Source organism: Bdellovibrio bacteriovorus (assembly GCF_025558485.1).
Taxonomy (GTDB): Bacteria; Bdellovibrionota; Bdellovibrionia; order Bdellovibrionales; family Bdellovibrionaceae; genus Bdellovibrio; species Bdellovibrio bacteriovorus_G.
In genome coordinates, this window is record NZ_CP102930.1 from 1197169 (window position 1) to 1214979 (window position 17811).

Genomic DNA, 17811 nt, shown 5'->3' on the forward strand with positions numbered 1-17811 from the left:
CTAATTCAGCCAGGGTGGATTGTCACCCAGCTCTTTTTCCGGACTTCTGTGCAAATCCAGCAGGCGGGACCATTCCGGACTTAGGAAACTTTTCTGCTCGCTGATGGCTTCTTCGGTTGGCAGGCCACGGGGAGCTGCGCAGTCGGAGCCCGGATCATACGTTTTGTTAGAGCAGATGGCGTATTTCACATAAGAGTTTTCGCCGCCCACAGCTTTATTCCATTCTTTCAAAGTCAGAGGCTTTGCCGGTTCGATGGAGGGATCAAAAATATAGGCCTCATCACCCACACGGTAGGTCACGGCCACATGGTACCACCATTGAACAGAGCCGTAAGGGGAGTTCTTTGTCAGAGCTTTTAGGCTGCCGAAAACAAAGATTTTTTTGGGAGCCGGGAAATTGTGAGAACTCAAGGCGATGGAAGCCATTTCCGCACGGGCATAGCAGCCGTCATCCGGATACATCCACGTCAGGCGGCGCGCGAAAGGAGTCACATCTGTGATGAAACGGGTGTCGCGCACATACTTAAACTCACGCTCAAGATCGGCATAAGATCCGACGTCGGGAATTTCGTTAAGATTTAATTCAGCCATCGGCTTTTTGGATTTTTCCGGAGTTGCGCGCCCCAAAAAATTCTGAGAGGCCTCGTAAGAATGATTCATGCGACTGCGTTTGCTGGCCGCTTCGTAAGTTTCATTGGAATGACGAACAGGTGAAAGACCTGCCAAAGCCGTCGTGGATGCAGTCAAAGCCAACAACAAGATGAAAAGCGATTTCATATTCCCCTCACTTGCTATGTTTCTAGGCTTGAGAAAATAGGCTGTCAAAGATTTTGCAGTGACGCACGGGCATGAGAAGCTTGTTGAAACTAATGCGATTCCAGCTTGCCGCCTGTCTGCATTGCGGATCTTTGCAGGCTAAAGAAGGCCTGCTTTGTGTACCTTGCCACCGGGCCCTGCAATCTTATCAAACCTCCGGCGGTCTGAATGCCACGAAACGCCGGCGCTCTTTGTTTCGGTGGAGGCCGGGGGAAAGTGATTTGTTATCCGTTTTGATTTTGAACCTGAAGGGGGCACGATCAGCCTTTGCCTGGGATTTCTATGCCCGTTGTTTTACGCAGAAGCATGTGTCGCAGTTGTCTGCCGGACGCCGTTTACGGCTGGTTCCGGCGCCCTCCAAAAAGGGCGGGCCGGATCATGCATATATCTTTGCTCAGGCCCTGGCTCGCCACTGCGGGGCGGAGTTTCTCCCCTGCCTAAGAAAGGTGTCCCGGACTTCGCAAAGAGGATCATCCCGAGGGGAGAGGGCTTTAATAGAGATGGAACTGGTTGAAAAAAATACAGTCGTGGCTGAGGACTGGTCAGAGGTCCTCTGGATATTTGTCGATGATATCGTCACTACGGGCTCTACAGCGCGTGCGGCAGAGCTGGCTCTTGGAAGGCCTCCTCACTTTGAAGTTTGGGTGCTGGCCGAGAGGGGGGTCTCTTGCGGAGCGTCCACGGATCTGCTATAAAACCCGAATGGTTAGAAACTCTTTAGCTCTGCTATTCACTGTCCTTTTCTCCTGGATATCTGTTGCCGCGACTGCGGGTAACGGAACCCTGCAAAAAGTCGGCAAAAAATATCGCGCTTCCAAACTTGTGGAAATGAGTGTGGAAAAGATCGTGAAGTCCGAACTGCTGGGGAAAGAAACTAAATACGAAGGCAAGATCTATCTGGCAAACGGAAAGTTCCGCTGGGAAAACACCACGCCAGAACAAACTCTTCTGGTTTTTGATGGCTCTACAATCTGGAGCGTGCAGACACCGCCAAAGGAATTTGGCGGCCCGGTTCAGGTGGCCAAAGGAAAAGTGGACAAGAAGACCCGTTCCCACATTCTGATTTCCTCACTGCTGGGTGAGGATCTGGCAAAGACCTTCAAGATTGTCAGCGAAAAGAAGGATGGCGATCTGATTCATCTGGACGTGGAGCCGGTTCAGGGCGGCGATCTGACGGTGAAGTCGATGAAGCTGGTGGTAAAAACCAAAGACAACACGCTGAGATCGGTTTCCTATCTGGATGACATCGGAAATCAGACAACGATGAATTTCAGCAAGATCGAATTTTTAAAAAAAGAAAATAAAAAATTATTCAAATATCAACCGCCAAAAGACGCACAGGTAACGGACCTATGAAACAAGAAACCTCTCAAAACAATAAAGTTCATTTCATCTCTTTGGGCTGCCCGAAGAATCTTGTGGACAGTGAAATCATGGCCGGTACTTTGATGAAGGACGGTTACGAAGTTGTGGGTGACGCGGAAAACGCAGACACCGTTATCGTGAACACCTGCGGTTTTATCGAGGATTCAAAAAAAGAATCCATTCAGCGCATTCTGGATATGAGCGATCTGAAACAGGAAGGCAAAATCAAAAAGGTTGTTGTCGCAGGCTGCCTGACCCAGCGTTATAAAGAAGAGCTGGTTGAAGGTTTGCCGGAAGCAGACTTGTTCGTGGGTTCCGGTGAGTTCCAGAACATCGCCAAGATTCTGAAAAATTCTGATGGTGGTGACAAGCAAAAGACCTTCTTCAATCTGCCGACTTATCTGCAGCAGGAAGAAACTCCACGCGTGAATTCCCAGCCGGGTCACCGTGCTTATTTGAAAATCTCTGAAGGCTGCATGAAGCGTTGTGCGTTCTGTGCGATCCCTTTGATCCGCGGAAATCTTCAGTCCCGTTCCATCGACGCGATTGTTGCGGAAGCCAGACTTCTGGTTGCTGGCGGCGTGAAAGAGCTGATCATCATCAGCCATGACTTCACAGACTACGGCTGGGACATCCGTCGTAAAGATCCAACGCGCAAGGAAAGCCCAGTGGAGCTTTTGAAAGCTTTGGATCAGGTTGAAGGCCTGCAATGGATTCGTTTGATGTACCTGTATCCGGATGGAATTACTCAGGAGATGGTTCAGGTCATCAAGAACAGCAAAAAAATTGTTAAGTACTTCGATATGCCACTTCAGCACATCAACGATGCAGTTCTAAAAAGCATGAACCGTAAGATGACCCGTGATGAAATTGAAACGGCATTGATGAATATCCGCGAATACATCCCTGAAGCGGTGATTCGCACTCAGTTCATCGTGGGTTTCCCGGGTGAAACACAAGAGCAGTTTGAAGAGTTATTGAACTTTGTGGCAGAACAGCAGTTCGACCGCGTGGGTTGCTTCAAATATTCTCCGGAAGAAAACACTCCGGGTGGACGCATGGACAACCAGGTTGACGAGGAAACAAAGCAATACCGTCACGATGCCCTGATGGAAGTTCAGCAGAACATTTCCCGTGAAAAACACAGCGACTTTGTGGGTAAAACTTTGGAAGTGATCGTGGAAGGTTTCTCTGAAGAAACAGATCTGTTGTTGCAGGGCCGCTTCTGGGGACAGGCACCGGATATCGACGGTGTGGTTCTGATCAATGACGGTCAGGCGCAGGTCGGTGACATGGTGAAAGTGCACATCACCGACAATATGGAATACGACCTCATTGGTGAGATCGTAACTGAAAACTAGAAAGTGCAGTTATCGGATGCGACCTCAAACTGGTCGGTCCATTTGCTGTTCTTGGCATTTCTTAAAACTGTCGTGGCTCTTCTAAAGGCTACGGCATTTTTTTTATCGAATTTGCAGGCGTTCTTATAGGCCAGCAATGAAATATCATATTTACGAAGTTCAAAGGATGTCGTTGCCAGTCCCAGCCAGGAACGGGCCGCCTTGGCGTTGGCTTCGGTTCCGGCTTTATAGACCTTCATGGCTTCAATGTAGCTTTTCTGGTCTTCAAGCAAACGTCCATAATTGAACTGGGCCAGCTCTGAAGTGGGGAAGTCAGCAGCAGCCTTCTTCAGGGTTTTAAGGGCCGTCGCATCCTGTCCCAGCTCTTTATAGGCGATTCCCAGATAGACATAAGCATCTGCCGTTTTGGGATCTTTCTGAATGGCTTCTTTGCAGGATTGCACTGCGGGTTCATAAGTGCCGTCGCGGGTGTTGATCTCGCATAATTTGCGCAGGTATTGCGGGCGGGGGCCAATGCTTTGAACCATGTCCTGGAACAGAATGCGAAGTTCATACAGGTTCGGCACATCCCGGTTTTCATATAAGTTGACCAGACCATCATAGGCAGGTTCGTACTTGGGATTCAGCTCGGTGGCGCGTTTATAGCTTTCCATGGCGTCGTGATTTTTCTTCTGCAAAAGATAAGCATTTCCCATCAGACTGTAGGCTTCATAGTCTTTTTGGTCTTTGCCAATGGCGACGTTCAGGGCACGAATCATCTCGGTGGGTTCTTTGCGTTTTTCATGGGATCGCGCCAGCAGCAGAAGTCCGCGACGGTCGATTTTATCGACGTGCTTCCATAATAGCAGAGTGACCTTTTCGTATTCCTCTTTATTGTAAAGCTCTTCGGCCAGATCCACGATCAGGCCGGAGTTTTTCGGACTTTTGCGAATTTCAGTTTTCAGGCGTTCAATTTTTTGTTCAGCAGTTTCTGTGGCAGGGGCTGGAATGGGCGCTGCCACAGGCACTGACGGAGCCGTGGGGGCACTTGGTGTGGCGGGGGTATCCACTTTAGGGGCCGTCACTGTCGGAGCTGTGACTTTGGGAACAGCCGGTGGTTTTGCGGGAGTGGCTGAGGGCTTTTCTTTCAGCTCTTCTTCAAAGAGTGAGAACTCGTCCTTGGTCTGTTCTACGGCCATCGCCCGTGAAGTGGGAGTGATCCAGAATGAGACAAAAGCCAAGAACGCAGTAAATGTAAGTCGATTGAAATTCAGTCCATTAGGCATATGCTGTATTATGACCTAAATGCTCTTACGAGTGAAGAAATCTCAATTTACATCTGGACTACCCAACAATCGGGGTCAGGCCGTGATCGAGTACACCCTTATACTCGTGATCACTGTGGCTATTGTTATTGGTCTGACGTCTCAGATTATCAAACCCATGCAGGCCTTTTTGGATAACTACATGGGGAAATACGTGCAATGTTTATTGGAAATGGGAGAGCTGCCTGCGATCGGCAGTGAAGACACCACGGTTGCGGATGAGGGATGTAATGCCCGCTTCCAACCGGGAACATTGGCGGGCGGACGTCCTCCGCGGGACAGCGCCGGTGGCAGTGGATCTTCTTCAGGTAAAAATGGTGAGGGTTCTAAAAGCTCCAGTAGCAGTGATGGTGGTTCAGGCAGTAGCGGAGGATCTTCCTCAGGGTCCACATATGCCGGATCGGCTTCACGGGGTGGCAGTCGTTTTATGAATCGCAATCGTCGTCCTTCCAGCGGCGTTGAATCCGGCGGTGGCGCCCAGGGCAAAGTGGTGGAGATCGCCTTGGATGGCGGTGGCAGTGGCAGCTTCTTTAAAGGCAGTAACGGTGCGAACTATGGCGGAGCCGGTGTGAAAAGGCGTTCCGTGGCAATCACGGGAATGACCGAGATGGAACGAAAGCGTCTGGAGAAAGCCGCCAACGGGGAAGGTCGCGCCACCATGGTTACGAGTGAAAGTATCAAACCTCCGGTGAAAAAACTGGCTGTGAAACCGCCTCCGGTTCAGAACTTTGAACGCGAGGAAGAGCCGTTCACTATTGGAAATTTTATAAGGATCATCTTTATTGCCGCCATTATTATCGCCCTTGTTCTGCTGGTGGGTGGGCAGGCACTGCAAATGTCGAAAAGTTTTGAAAAATAGTCTGCGTCGCGTTTAGAAATTCTTCATAGAAATTCTTAAGTTATCTGTCATGGCGTTAATTTCTTGAAACCCTTGTGTGTTTAAAGGATACACCCTTCATCAGTTCATTGATGGGGGATTCATTGGAAAATGTGATTGAGATCAATCGCAGTAAAACATTCAGCTTGGAAGAGGCGCGCCGATTGCTCCCTATCATCTATCGTATGACGGAAGAATCCGCACGAGAGGTAAAGCTTCATTTGAATCGTATTGAGGCTTTTTCGGACAAGGCTCACCCTTCGGTGGCAATCATTGAAAACGACATCAATATCATTATTGACCGCTGGCAGATTAAAATTGAAAAGCTGGGTGGTGAACCCAAGGGCCTTTGGATGGCGGACTTTGACAATGGCGAGGGTTACTACTGCTGGAAATATCCAGAAGTTGAAATTAATCACTGGCATGGCTACCAAGACGGCTTTTCTGGGCGTATAACGATTGAATGAGAATTGCAGTCGCCCAAATTAATCCGGTCCTAGCTGACTTTCAGCTTAACAAAGAAAAAATCCTCGATTTCGTAAACCAGGCGGTTCAGCGCAAGTGTGATCTTGTGGTGTTCCCCGAGTGCACTTTGTTTGGCTATCATCCGTTTGATCTTTTAGAGCGTTCTAAGCTGGTGGCCAAGCAGGAAGCGGAATTTAAAGATCTTATCAAAAATCTTCCCAAGGATATTGGTGTGATCATGGGTTTGATCACAAAGAATCCGCAGAAAAAAGGTCGCCCTTATTTCAATAGTGCTGCTTTGATTTCCAAAGGAAAAAAGCCGCAGTTTTTCCACAAGCAGTTGCTGCCGACCGGGGATGTTTTTGACGAAGCCCGCTTTATCGAGCCCGGTGATTTTTCAAAAAACTATTTCAAATGGAAAGGGAAGAAGTTCTTCCTGACAATTTGTGAAGATATCTGGGCTTGGCCGGATGCCAAGGGGCATTCCCCTTATCGTGAAAATCCACTGGCAAAAGTCAAAAAGCAAAAGGTTGATATGGTCGTTAATCTCAGTGCCTCACCTTACTTTGTCGGTAAGATGAAGCAGCGGGAATACGTCACGCAAAAAACTGCGGCGTACTTCAATGCACCAATTATGTATGTGAATCTGGTGGGTGCGCAGGATGAAATCATCTTTGATGGCGCAAGCTTTGTGCTGGATAAAAAAGGTAAAAAACTTCTGACTTGCCAGCCGTTCACTGAAGACATCAATGTGATTGACCTTGATACTTTGGAAGTTTGGAACAAAACCGCCAAGCTTCAGCCTGTAGAGGAACTTCGTCAGGCATTGGTTCTGGGGATCCGCGACTTCTGTGACAAGACGGGCCTTAAAAAAGTTCACTTGGGTCTTAGTGGCGGAATTGATTCGGCGGTGGTGGCCGCTTTGGCGGTTGATGCTCTGGGGCCGGCGAATGTCACAGGTGTGGGCTTGCCGGGACCTTTTAATGCACCTGAAAGCCTGACATTGGCAAAAGATCTGGCAAAAAATCTGGGCGTGGATTTTAAAACTGTCGATATCACCGGAATGTACGAATCCGCAGTGGCCAGTCTGACCGAGGGGCTGGATCTGAGGGGTTTCAGTCTGGTCAACGAAAATATACAGGCACGCCTGCGTGGGATGTCTTTGATGGCTTGGGCCAACAAAGAAAACAGTATGTTACTGACCACCAGTAACAAGAGCGAATATGCCTCTGGTTATTCCACTTTGTACGGGGATATGTGTGGTGGCTTGGCACCGATTGGTGATTTGACCAAGGCGCAAGTGTATCAACTGGCAAGATATTATAACCAACAGGGTGAAGTGATTCCGCAGGAAATTATCGATCGTGCTCCGTCGGCGGAGCTTCGTCCGAATCAAAAAGATCAGGATTCTTTGCCCGAGTACAACGAGCTGGATAAGTCTGTAGTCTATCTGGTGGAAAAATCAGGAGTGGCAAAGTCAGCCACGGACAAGTGGTTGCTGCCGATTTTAATGCGTACTGAATTCAAGCGCTGGCAGGCGCCGCCCGTGTTGAAGGTGTCAGGGCATTCCTTTGGCCGTGGCCGCCGGTATCCGCTGGCACACAGAGCACGCGAGCTTTAAAAAAGAAAAAGGCCCAGATTGATCTGGGCCTTTTGTTTTACAGACCTCCGAAGAAGTCCATTTGCTTTGGCTGGCGCACGATCTGCGGGAAGCGCAGTTCCGGCTTTCCAGTCAGGGCAATCAGGTTGCCGATCTGTGGGGCCTGACCACCAATGGAGATTCTTTTCATCATCTGGGAAAACATATGGCCCAGATAAGTCGCATCCTCTTCCGCTCTGTGGAAGTTGGAAGTCGGGATTTTCAGATGCTGAACCAGAGTTCCCAACTTATAGTTTGGAAGGCCCGGGAAGACTTTCCTTGCGATTGGCAGACTGTCCAGAATAACGCCTTTAGGTGCGGCAGTTTCATGCTTTTTGATATCTGCAATCAGGAATTGAGAGTCAAAAGGAGCATTGTGCGCCACCAGGACATCGTCGCCGCAGAACTCTGCAAAGGACGGCAGGATGGTGTCGATCAGTGGTTTGCCTTTAACCATGTCATCGGAAATACCGTTCACTGCGGAAGCACCCGGTGGAATAGGGCGAAGAGGGTCAATAAGTGTGGCGAAGATCGCTTCTGGCTGACCGTCGATAAAACGAACGGCACCAATTTCTACGATTTGATCTACACCGGGAACAGTTCCTGTGGTCTCTAAGTCAAAAGCTATGAATCTCATAAAAACATTGATACAAAATGGGGAGGGGTGTTTCAACTAAAGAGTGACCCCGCGAAGGAGTTCCTGCCCGTGGCGTCTAAGTCTGGAAAATTTATAAGCTTTTTGCCGGGGCATAGAGATGTCCCAGTGAGTCAAAAAGACCAGTCTGTCTTGGACGTGGCCCTGCGTGCGAAGGTGGCTCTGAACCACACCTGTGGCGGCAATGGGACTTGCGGAACTTGTCGTGTTTTTGTGATACAAGGACTGGAAAAATTGGGCCCTAGAAACGAAATAGAGGCCGAGATGGCTCAGGACCGGGTATTTCAAGCCTCAGAGCGTCTGGCCTGTCAGATGGAGCCGGTGGACGGCCTTGTTGTATTTCAAGATATTTTTCTTCGATGGCAGCGGCGCTGATCTCTGTAAGTGGTCACCAGAATCACCATCATGGTCAGGTCAAAGATGATAGAAATAAATTCCTCCCAGGCGCGATTGATCAAGCTTTTCAGATTCACCAGTTCAAAACCATCAAGGCCGGAGGGGATTTCACCTGACCATGAAAATCCGGCCTTATAAGGATGGGCCAGAATCGTCAAAGTGTCTTTGCTGGCGCCGGTTTTTTGCGACAGAAGGTCAGACAGCTTCACCTGAGCATCGCCCAAATTGCTGCCGATACGGTCCTGATTCAGGGAATAATAAAGCAGACGTGAATCCAGATAGCTGTATTTGCCGGCATTAAATACCAGCAGGTTGCCATGATAGGATTCAAAAGTGGTTGGCACATTGAAGATGTTATAATCCGTGAAAAAGACAAAATCCAAATTCGCCAGTTTGGCCGAGGTAATGACAAAGCTTGCTGGTGCCGAACCGCTGGATAAGTCCGTGTGAACATTCATCACGCCCTTGTAGTCGTACAAATTCCGCGAATGTTCAGAACTGATTTGTGTTGGCACCACAGCAAAGTCGTACTGATTCAGATAAAATCCGTACAAACAAAAAGTCACCAGCAGAAAAGAAAGGGTCGCGATTACTTTCATGGTCTTGTGAATTCCAAAACGACAAAGTCAGGAGAGATCGTTTTGATCTCTTTCATCTGCCATTGTTGTTCGGAAATCCACTTAGGTAAACCATTTGTCTTGCGCTTCACCAAATAAAAGACATTTCCTTGCGGCTGCGCTTCAGGAAGTGTGTCAAAGAAATCAAAGCGGCTGATATCTTTGAGCTTAAACACCGGAACTTTGCTGAAATACCACAGGGATGATGCCATTTGATAGCTGCTGGCATAAAGCGGGCTGTATTCGTAAGCGATGGAGCTGAGCTTCTGGAAAACATAAGGTTCTTCCACCTTGTCACTGAGCTTTCGCAAAGACGGCGTAAAGAGTGTTGATATTACCAGAACAATAATGAGTCCCCAGAATGCAACAGAGACGCGGGCCCACTTCTGAATCTTTTGGTGAAACAAAGCGGTCGCTAAAACTGCGGGATAGGCAATGATGGGCCAGTTGGCTTCAACCAAGGCACGGAAAGAGGTCAGCAGGAAGAATAACAACGGCCCCCAGCCAAAGTACAAAAGCCAGCGCAGATTTCTGGGCACATGAGCGCGAAGGGCGGCCCAGAAGATCAGCGGGAACAGAATCAAAATCTGCCCCAGAATGTAAGACACAGTCCATTCAGGATTGTAGGAGGTTCTTTCCAGTCCGTGCTTTATTTGAAATTCAAAGGACGCAAAGCCGTTTTGCGCATTCCAAATAATGACGGGTGAAGAAAAAATCAACCCTGCGATAATTGTTGCGAACACGCCGGAAAAACGAACATCTTTCCAGCGCTTTTCAAAGGTCAGATAGGCCAGCAAGCAAGGCACAAAAAGAACGATATGGTATTTCGCGCAGAACCCCAAGCCCAGAGCGATTCCCAGTCCCAGGTAGCTTGGCAGATCTTTCTTTTCCAAGGCATGAACTGTCAGTAAAAGTGCCAGGGACCAGAATGTCATCACTGGCAAATCCGGAGTCACAATCAAAGAGCCAAAGCCCAGCAAAGGTGAGAGCAGAACCAGATAAATCCAAATTTTTATTTTATCCCAAGGCAGTCTGTCTTTAAGAAGTAATATCCAGATACCTATCAGCAGGTGGCCAAAGATGACAGCCGGCCAGCGGACGGCATGCATAAGAGGCTCAAAGATATGCCCCAGATAAAAAAGCCAGGAAACTAATGGAGGATGATCAAAATAGCTCAGTTGCGGACGCTGGGACCACACCCAGTAGTAGGCTTCGTCGGCACTTAACGGAATTAAGGCCGACAAAACAAGCTTCACAACAAGGCTGACCCACCAGATGCGGAGTAGTTCTTTCAAGCTTAGTAACTCAACTTAATGGGTTTGCCCAAATCCCCTGGGATGCCGATTTCTTTTCCATTTAGGATCAGGTTCACTGCGCCACCATTGGAGAAGTTGATTTTCAGGCCGCTTTTGCTTTTGAACGTATGAACTTGTTCAGCAGACAGACGGATCTTCTGAGGCTTGCCATTTGGAGCCGAGTACTCGATTTCGACAGAATCCAAAGCCTCCACGATCAGTTCCACTGGCTTTCCAGATTCCGGCTTTGGTGTCGGAGTGGGAGCCGGTGTTGGACTTGGTGATGCCACCGGAGTTGGTGTCGGAGTCGGCGTCACTGTGGGTGCCGGGCTTGGTGTAGGTTTTGCCGCCGTGGCCACGGTAGGACTTGGGGACGGAGTTGGCGTCGGCAGAGAAGCCGGGATGGTCGCCTGCGCAGTCGCCGTCAAATTGGACAGTGGACTTGGTGAAGCCGTGGGCTCCACTTCTGTCAATGTGCCTTCCATTGGGCTATCCACGATCACTGGCGTTGCGCCTTCCATGGTCTGTGCCACCTCGGAACTTGGGACTTCGGCTTCCTTGGAATACTTGTCGATCATTTTTTTTGTAAAGATGATCAAGCCAATCAGAACCACACCCAGTCCGATAACGATGTAGGTTTTGGTGTTCTTGTTTTCACGCAAAGACTGCATGCCGTGGGAAGAGCTGGTTTCCGGCGGTGTCGCCTTGCGAATAGGTGTGACTGTGGCTTCGGCAGCAGGCGTGGGTTCCGTCGCGCCTTGAGTTGCCGCAGTTTCTTCTGTTGTGGTTGCGGTGCCCTGTTTGGCATCTTCAGCGGGACGAATATAGGGCTTCGGTTTGGTGGAGCCCATTTCCTCGTAGAACACTTCCAGAATTTTGTCGGTATCCAGATGCAGGAAGTTTGCGTAACTCTGAACAAAGCCGCGCAGGAAAGTCTTGGCCGGAAGCTGGGATTCGTCACCCTCTTCGATGGCTTTCAGAACTTTGCTGCTGATTTTTAAAGAAAGACCAATTTCATGCAGTGAGAGGCCTTTTTCCTCGCGGGCTTTCTTTAGAAGTTCGCCGGTCTTTTTCATTAGTGTCCCTTTCGAATCAAACTGAGCATTCCCTTGGCTTTGTCGCGATACGTACCGGTGGGATAATATTTTATCAACTCTTCAAAGCGCGCGACAGATTTGGACTTGTCACCTAGACGATAGTACGCAAGGGCGCTGTAGTAGTGAGGCTCATCATACAAACTTTTCTGGCAGAACCCGATGGCGCGATCCAGAGCCTCCGCGGCACGACTATAGTCCTTTTCCTCAAACAGAGTCCGGCCGAAATAAGTGTTGGCCACGCAATCGTCGGTTTGAGTTTGTAGAACTTTGGCAAAGGCATCGCGAGAGGTCTTGAATTCTTTCTGACTGAATTTCAAAAGGCCCAAATTGATGTAGGCCTTTTCGGGGCTTCCGTAAGTCAGATCGTTGATGACAGTGCGAATTTCTTTTTCTGCTTCAGGGTACTTTCCGGCTTCGATCAGTACGCGTCCCAAATTGTTTCGGGCGTCTGAATAGCGTGGTTCCATTTTCAGAGCTTCGCGCAGATGCTTTTCAGCCAGATCATAGCGTTCGCGATAGAAATAGACCTGCCCCAGATTGTTTTGAATGGCGGGATTTTCAGGATCAAGCTCTTCTGCCTTAAGAAGCTCTTGCAGGGCGAAAGGATAGTTGCCACTTTCGATGTGGGCAGCTCCCAGACGGAGATGAAGATCAGCCTTTTTTTTATCCTGCGATCTGCTGCTGGCACAACCAACAAGGGACAGAGCGCATAGAGCGAGAATCCATTTACGCATGCTAAAAAGGTATCACTCAAGGCCTAAGAGTCAACCCTGAGTTCGGCAATAGTTTCGACGTGATCCGTCTGCGGGAACATCTCGAAGGCCTGTACTCGGTCAAGCTTGTAGGAAACGCCCATCTTCTGCGCGTGCGCAAAGAACCAGTTAAGATCACGAGCCAGGGAAACCGGATGACAGCTGATGTAGATGATCTTGCGGGGCTGAGCCGCCGCCAGGGTCTGCATGGTGTATTCACTGGCGCCGGCGCGGGGAGGATCAAGCAGGACCAGATCCTCTTTGCCAATGGAAGCCCGGCGCATGTAGGTTTCCACATCGGACATGAAATAAGTCATGCGCTTGTCGTGGATTTTGGAGCGGGCTCTTTCGACAAGTTTTGGATTTAGCTCCACGCCGATGATTTCAGAGCCGGCATACTTCTGTGCCAGAGGGAAGGTGAAGTTTCCGGCACCCGCATAGAGGTCGAACACTTTTTCGTAGGCATGATCACCGGCCCAGTCTAAAGCCGTGCGCAGCAGATCCTCATTTTGAAAGCGATTCACCTGAGAAAAGCCGATGCCGTCGTCCTCGTCAGTGATCAGGCCATAACGAACATCACCCTCTTCTGCGATATACATCTCCATACGCAGAAGATCCTTCGCATTTTTTGCGGCAGCCCAGTTTTTGACCTCGGCAAAATGTTCGGTCAGAGTCTTTTCCGTGATCAGGCAGTCCATGGTCTCAACAATCTGATGAGAATTGCGTGCGAAGAAACCAAAACGGTTGTTTTTGAATTTTGGCTGAATGCGATTGCGATAACGCAAAACACGTGGGCTGGGTTGAATTGGGAGATAGTTAAATTCCAGATCGCGGTTGAATTTCTTAAGAGTTTCAAAAACGATAGCTTCTTTTTGTTTGCGCTGTTCGTCTTCGTTAAGGTGCTGCCAGTTGCAGCCACCACAAGTGTGTGCCACCGGACAAGGTGGTTCGCGACGGGAGGGCCCGGGCGTCAGAACTTCGACGATACGGGCTTCCATGAAGTTCTTTTTTGCCAAAGTGACTTCAGCCAGAACTTCTTCATTGGGCGCTGCTTGAGGAACGAAGACAACCATGCCCTCGTGTCGAGCGACTCCAGCACCACCCATGGCGAGCTTTTCAATCTTAAGTTTGATCTTGGAACCGAGAAGGGGAGCTTTCGCTCCCCTTTGGTTTGATTTCGCAGACATTTAATTATCGCAATTTCAAAATGGATCTGGAAACGACTATGCGTTGCAGATCTCGTGTTTTTCGAAGAACAAAGCCAATTCACGAGCAGCAGACTCTGGAGAGTCAGAACCGTGAACTGCATTTTCACCAACATTGTCGCCGAATTTCGCGCGAACTGTGCCAGCGTTAGCTTTTTTAGGGTCTGTAGCGCCCATGATTTCGCGGTTTTTCAAAACTGCGCCTTCACCCTGAAGACACATCAACATAACCGGACCGGAAGTCATGAAGGATACAAGCTCACCGAAGAAAGGACGTGCTTTGTGTTCAGCGTAGAACTCTTCAGCTTTTGCAGTTGTAAGAACGGTGATTTTCGCAGCAGCGATTTTCAAACCGTTAGCTTCAAACATGCTCACGATATCGCCGATAGCGTTTTTCTTCATGGCATTTGGTTTAATGATAGAGAATGTTTGTTCGATAGACATGGTATCTCCTTGTTTTAATGACAAACTGTTTTAGTAATTTCAAAGAACCTAGGAGTTTTAACGAATTGGGTGACACATGTCCACTCCTGGTTTCCTTGACCGGCGTCGGTGACAATCAATTTTGTCTCGACTGCCAGATCATGGCCTTCGCTGGCTGGGGTGAAGTTTTGGTATGTGATCTCGTAGGTGCGGCCCGGTGTGTTCCAAAGATTCAAAGTGAACTCGACGTCTTCGGTGGTCATGATTTGGATTTCATCGACTCTTCCGGCAAAGGCCGTGCTGCTGGCCAATAGGGCAAAGACCAATAATTTCTTCATGTTAGCTCTCCTGGGAGGCCCTTAAATACGGCTCAGGATCGGCCACTGTCAATGGGAATTTGCCGCCGAGGGTCACATTCGTCCCTATATTCGATCTGGGATATTCGGCGGCGTGAATTTTATGCTCTTTAGAAGATGATTTTAAAACTAAAACCGATTCCTGAGGGCAGCCACCACGGGCTGTCCTTTCCGCAACGTTCCTTGGATCGGTTGAATGAACATTCATCCTTGGGAATAAAGAAATCCATTTCAAAGCGGTTCTGACTATCCTCGGATGGCGACATGTTCAGATTATCCAGAATATTCAGTGACGACAACGCGTCGGATTCATCCTTCTGTGTGGAGGCCGACTGCGCACGGGAAATGCGAACGCGACGGACCATTCTTTCGGTGGCCTCGCGATCACTCTCATTCACAGAGGCATCCCGGCGCATTAAGAGAAAGGGGACAGACATATTTGAAAAGCCCACTTCCTTTAGCATATTTAAATCAGCCAGACGAACGTGGGCGACACTGAGCTGTTCGCGCTTTAAAGCCATTCGCGTGTGGTGATCACTTTCGCGGGCCGAAGGCAACAGGAACAGCAGGCCCGCTCGACCGCCACGCACAAAACCGACATTGCTGTCACGAACAGAGCGGGGGGCTTTACGGGACAGGTCCACCTCGGACATAAAATCCCATTCGCTGGTGTCATAGGTCATCACAACAACGCTGAATGGGTTCTGGCCGTCCTGCGCACAAAGATCCTCTTTCAGAAACGGAACCAGCAGGCGAACATAACCTTTGGTGGTTTCGCAGGCTCTTTGATCGCGCGTATCCACAGCGACCATCAGTCCACGAGCATAGCCTTCAGACGGATTGCTGAAAGAAGACTTGGCTGCCGCCCGAGCTGTCAGGGCAGAGAGAAAAACACATAATGTCAGTACTAATTTTGTGTATTCCATTTGGAGGTTTTATCACATCCTGCTTGCTAAAAGGGTTCTCATCGAACCCGGAATAAAATTTTCCAAGGGTGTTTAATCTCTGAACATCTTAAAGAGAGCGCATGAACTTCAACGCAAACTGAACGTTGGCATTGATGGCTTCGATCTCTTTCATCTGAGCAGAGTTGATCAGGCTTTCCACATTTTTTTCCACTTCAGCGTAAATATCAGAGCCTTGTGTCTGCTTGGTTGAAGACACGGCTTGAATCTGTTCCCAGTCCCGCTCTGTCGGAAGCCCATAACCAGAAGCTCCTTTAAGGAAGGCTGCGGGTTGAGAGAACATGTCGCTGATTTCAGTCAGCGCGGTCACGATTTCTTTTTGTCTTGTTGTGATTCCTTTTTTAGCGGCCTTCTTTTCTTCAGCCATCACCTGGGCTGTCAGCTGTGCCTTGATGTCGGCTTTCAGGAAACGATGAGCGCCATTTTCAAGCAGAACAATTGCAGCTGCCGCCTTGGTGCGGGCCTTGCCATCCAGAGAACTGATACGAGCGTAAGTTTGTGCACGCTGAGCTGCCGGAATTTTCAGGAATTCCAGGAAGTCCTTGTGACCCAGTTTCAAAGACTGGCGCAGAACATTGAAGCTCATCTCATATCGGTCCCTGTAAGAATCAAAAAGATAGCCATTATTGATCGCTTGAAGACGGTTTGAGAGCATGCGGTTGTCAGTGATCTTTAGACGGCGCAGCTCTTTTTCCAGTCCCATGGGGGTTTTGATACTGACGTCAATCAGGCCCGGACGGAAGATGGAGCCCTTCATTAAATTCAAAGACTCCACAGCACAATTGTTTGAAGTGAAATAGTATTTGCCGTCATAAGACCAGTGAGTTTCGATGGTGCGAATGACAAACTGGCGAATTTCATCGCGGGTCAGATTCATCGGGATGCTGCTTAGATCCCGCAATTCTGTCTTGGTGTATTCCTCAATAACTTGATTCATCGGCACCAGGAACAGACGGGATGGATAGTCCCCGGTCAGACCTTTCAAGGTGTTGATCTGGATGCTGTTCACAAAAGCACGATAGGAAAGAACAATGTGATCATTTAAATCTTTCAGGCAATCCGGTCCGACAGATTTTCTTTCCGGGGCGCACATGATGATACGGAACATGGAATGACCCCAGCCACTCATCATGGCGTCGCCTTCACCTGCCAGAAGGTAGTGAATTTGATAAATGCGATTTGGATCAATGGAACGAAGCGGACTGTTTTTTCCTTTGAAATCGGGAATGACATAATTCAAAGGCACCTGACAGCGACTGTTCGGAAATGGCGTATGGTTGAACTTTGTGCGGAACAGGTGATACAGGGACGGACGGCGGCAGGCGTAGTCCGGGTCCATCAGGAAGTATTCCATGTTCACGGGGAAGGATTCATAGGCGCTGGTCAGTTCATAGATATCGGGACTGCGATGTTTCATCCATGATTCATCACTATCAACGAACCCGGCGATCATTGTGAAGTATGGATTTTGGGAATAGCTGCGATACATGTTTTCATAGGCCCTACACTCAGGACTGGTGCGCTGGCCATTGTCGCGTTCCTTGTCGTCCTTACACTGGCGGATCATGCGTGCCTCTTCGGCATCGTGAGTATTCAGGCGGTCATAAGCGTGAATTGTTTCATGAACAACAGTTGCAAGGATCTCGCGATAGAAGGTTTTGTGCGTGCGATTGATGGCCGTGGCTTTGGATTCTCCACGCAGGATTTCCGGAACAGCTTTCAGATCAATGCGAATGGACCCCCAGGCCAATTTTCCCAGGGCGTGATCGCCATGTTCTTTCAGGCTTTCAAAGCGGACTTCCACAGGTTTTTTAAAAGATTGTTTGATTGAGGCTGGCAGCAGGGCTTCAGCTTGTTGCAAAAGAATCTGGGCGTTCTTGCGAAATTCTTTATCAGAGGGGCCTTTGCCAAGAACATACTGAAATGCCTGAGCATGGCAGGACATTGTCAGAATGGCGGCGATTACAAAACCGGTTTTTTTCATAAGCCCCTCGTTGGCAAAATGACTCCGTTTTTCAAAGCTTCAACAGGGCTTTTTAATGCGACAATCGGACCAGGCTGAGTGCCCCGTAATTTCGTGCTCGGGCTATAAAAGTGTCTAAATCTCATAACATAGGGCCTTGGTTGTCATCACAAAGCATGACTCATTCTGAGACGAAACAGGGAAAATAAAAAAGGACCACCCGACGGGCAGCCCTTTTTTGAGAAGAGAGGAGGTAACAA

General features: G+C 49.0%; 18 protein-coding genes. 6 read left to right on the forward strand and 12 right to left on the reverse strand.

Features of this window, described 5'->3' with window-relative positions; genetic code table 11:
- A complete protein-coding gene (locus tag EZJ49_RS06015; protein ID WP_262555219.1) occupies nucleotides 1-777 on the reverse strand; it encodes a protein-glutamine glutaminase family protein in 777 nt (258 codons plus the stop codon).
- 741 nt (nucleotides 778-1518) lie between these two features.
- On the opposite strand from EZJ49_RS06015, the gene EZJ49_RS06020 reads away from it, so the two are divergent.
- Complete coding sequence (locus EZJ49_RS06020) at nucleotides 1519-2172, forward strand: LolA family protein (protein ID WP_262555220.1); 654 nt, start codon at nucleotides 1519-1521, stop codon at nucleotides 2170-2172.
- Nucleotides 2169-3542 carry a 30S ribosomal protein S12 methylthiotransferase RimO gene (gene rimO, locus EZJ49_RS06025; protein ID WP_262555221.1) on the forward strand — a complete coding sequence of 458 codons (1374 nt, stop codon included), beginning with the start codon at nucleotides 2169-2171 and terminating at the stop codon, nucleotides 3540-3542. Before EZJ49_RS06020 ends, rimO begins: the two co-directional genes overlap by 4 nt.
- On the opposite strand, the gene EZJ49_RS06030 is transcribed toward rimO, so the two are convergent.
- The gene (locus EZJ49_RS06030; protein ID WP_262555222.1) at nucleotides 3539-4720 is read right to left on the reverse strand and encodes a tetratricopeptide repeat protein; all 1182 of its coding nucleotides are present in this window, start codon (nucleotides 4718-4720) and stop codon (nucleotides 3539-3541) included. The genes rimO and EZJ49_RS06030 overlap by 4 nt on opposite strands.
- Nucleotides 4721-4889: 169 nt before the next feature.
- Between EZJ49_RS06030 and EZJ49_RS06035 the strand changes: the two genes are divergently transcribed.
- The 3 genes from EZJ49_RS06035 (at nucleotide 4890) to EZJ49_RS06045 (ending at nucleotide 7809) form a co-directional block, all read left to right on the forward strand.
- The gene (locus EZJ49_RS06035) at nucleotides 4890-5705 is read left to right on the forward strand and encodes a hypothetical protein (RefSeq protein WP_262555223.1); all 816 of its coding nucleotides are present in this window, start codon (nucleotides 4890-4892) and stop codon (nucleotides 5703-5705) included.
- A 131-nt stretch (nucleotides 5706-5836) separates the two neighbouring features.
- Complete coding sequence (locus EZJ49_RS06040; protein WP_262555926.1) at nucleotides 5837-6190, forward strand: DUF2203 domain-containing protein; 354 nt, start codon at nucleotides 5837-5839, stop codon at nucleotides 6188-6190.
- Nucleotides 6187-7809, forward strand: coding sequence for an NAD+ synthase (locus EZJ49_RS06045; RefSeq protein WP_262555224.1), 1623 nt, complete (start codon nucleotides 6187-6189; stop codon nucleotides 7807-7809). The genes EZJ49_RS06040 and EZJ49_RS06045 overlap by 4 nt, the downstream gene beginning before the upstream one ends.
- 37 nt (nucleotides 7810-7846) lie before the next feature.
- Here EZJ49_RS06045 and EZJ49_RS06050 read toward each other — a convergent pair whose 3' ends face one another.
- On the reverse strand, nucleotides 7847-8464 hold the full coding sequence (locus EZJ49_RS06050; RefSeq protein ID WP_262555225.1) for a PolC-type DNA polymerase III: 618 nt from the start codon (nucleotides 8462-8464) through the stop codon (nucleotides 7847-7849).
- A gap of 126 nt (nucleotides 8465-8590) precedes the next feature.
- Here EZJ49_RS06050 and EZJ49_RS06055 point away from each other — a divergent pair, with 126 nt between their 5' ends.
- Nucleotides 8591-8857, forward strand: coding sequence for a (2Fe-2S)-binding protein (locus EZJ49_RS06055; protein ID WP_262555927.1), 267 nt, complete (start codon nucleotides 8591-8593; stop codon nucleotides 8855-8857).
- Here EZJ49_RS06055 and EZJ49_RS06060 read toward each other — a convergent pair.
- The 9 genes from EZJ49_RS06060 to EZJ49_RS06100 all read right to left on the reverse strand — a co-directional run bounded on the left by EZJ49_RS06060 (nucleotide 8824) and on the right by EZJ49_RS06100 (nucleotide 17572).
- Nucleotides 8824-9477, reverse strand: a complete 654-nt coding sequence (locus EZJ49_RS06060; protein WP_262555226.1) for a hypothetical protein — start codon at nucleotides 9475-9477, stop codon at nucleotides 8824-8826. The two genes, EZJ49_RS06055 and EZJ49_RS06060, sit on opposite strands and share 34 nt — an antisense overlap.
- Nucleotides 9474-10790 carry an ArnT family glycosyltransferase gene (locus EZJ49_RS06065; protein ID WP_262555227.1) on the reverse strand — a complete coding sequence of 439 codons (1317 nt, stop codon included), beginning with the start codon at nucleotides 10788-10790 and terminating at the stop codon, nucleotides 9474-9476. The genes EZJ49_RS06060 and EZJ49_RS06065 overlap by 4 nt, the downstream gene beginning before the upstream one ends.
- A 2-nt stretch (nucleotides 10791-10792) precedes the next feature.
- On the reverse strand, nucleotides 10793-11866 hold the full coding sequence (locus tag EZJ49_RS06070; RefSeq protein ID WP_262555228.1) for a helix-turn-helix domain-containing protein: 1074 nt from the start codon (nucleotides 11864-11866) through the stop codon (nucleotides 10793-10795).
- Nucleotides 11866-12621, reverse strand: coding sequence for a tetratricopeptide repeat protein (locus tag EZJ49_RS06075; RefSeq protein ID WP_262555229.1), 756 nt, complete (start codon nucleotides 12619-12621; stop codon nucleotides 11866-11868). The genes EZJ49_RS06070 and EZJ49_RS06075 overlap by 1 nt, the downstream gene beginning before the upstream one ends.
- Nucleotides 12622-12644: 23 nt before the next feature.
- Entirely contained in the window at nucleotides 12645-13826 is a 1182-nt protein-coding gene (locus EZJ49_RS06080; protein ID WP_262555230.1) for a class I SAM-dependent RNA methyltransferase, read from the reverse strand.
- Between the two features lie 36 nt (nucleotides 13827-13862).
- A complete protein-coding gene (gene ndk, locus EZJ49_RS06085; RefSeq protein WP_015092769.1) occupies nucleotides 13863-14288 on the reverse strand; it encodes a nucleoside-diphosphate kinase in 426 nt (141 codons plus the stop codon).
- A gap of 14 nt (nucleotides 14289-14302) precedes the next feature.
- Nucleotides 14303-14605 carry a hypothetical protein gene (locus tag EZJ49_RS06090; protein ID WP_262555231.1) on the reverse strand — a complete coding sequence of 101 codons (303 nt, stop codon included), beginning with the start codon at nucleotides 14603-14605 and terminating at the stop codon, nucleotides 14303-14305.
- A gap of 128 nt (nucleotides 14606-14733) precedes the next feature.
- Nucleotides 14734-15549, reverse strand: coding sequence for a hypothetical protein (locus EZJ49_RS06095; RefSeq protein ID WP_262555232.1), 816 nt, complete (start codon nucleotides 15547-15549; stop codon nucleotides 14734-14736).
- A gap of 88 nt (nucleotides 15550-15637) precedes the next feature.
- Nucleotides 15638-17572, reverse strand: coding sequence for a DUF4105 domain-containing protein (locus EZJ49_RS06100; RefSeq protein WP_262555233.1), 1935 nt, complete (start codon nucleotides 17570-17572; stop codon nucleotides 15638-15640).
- Between the last annotated feature and the right edge of the window lie 239 nt (nucleotides 17573-17811).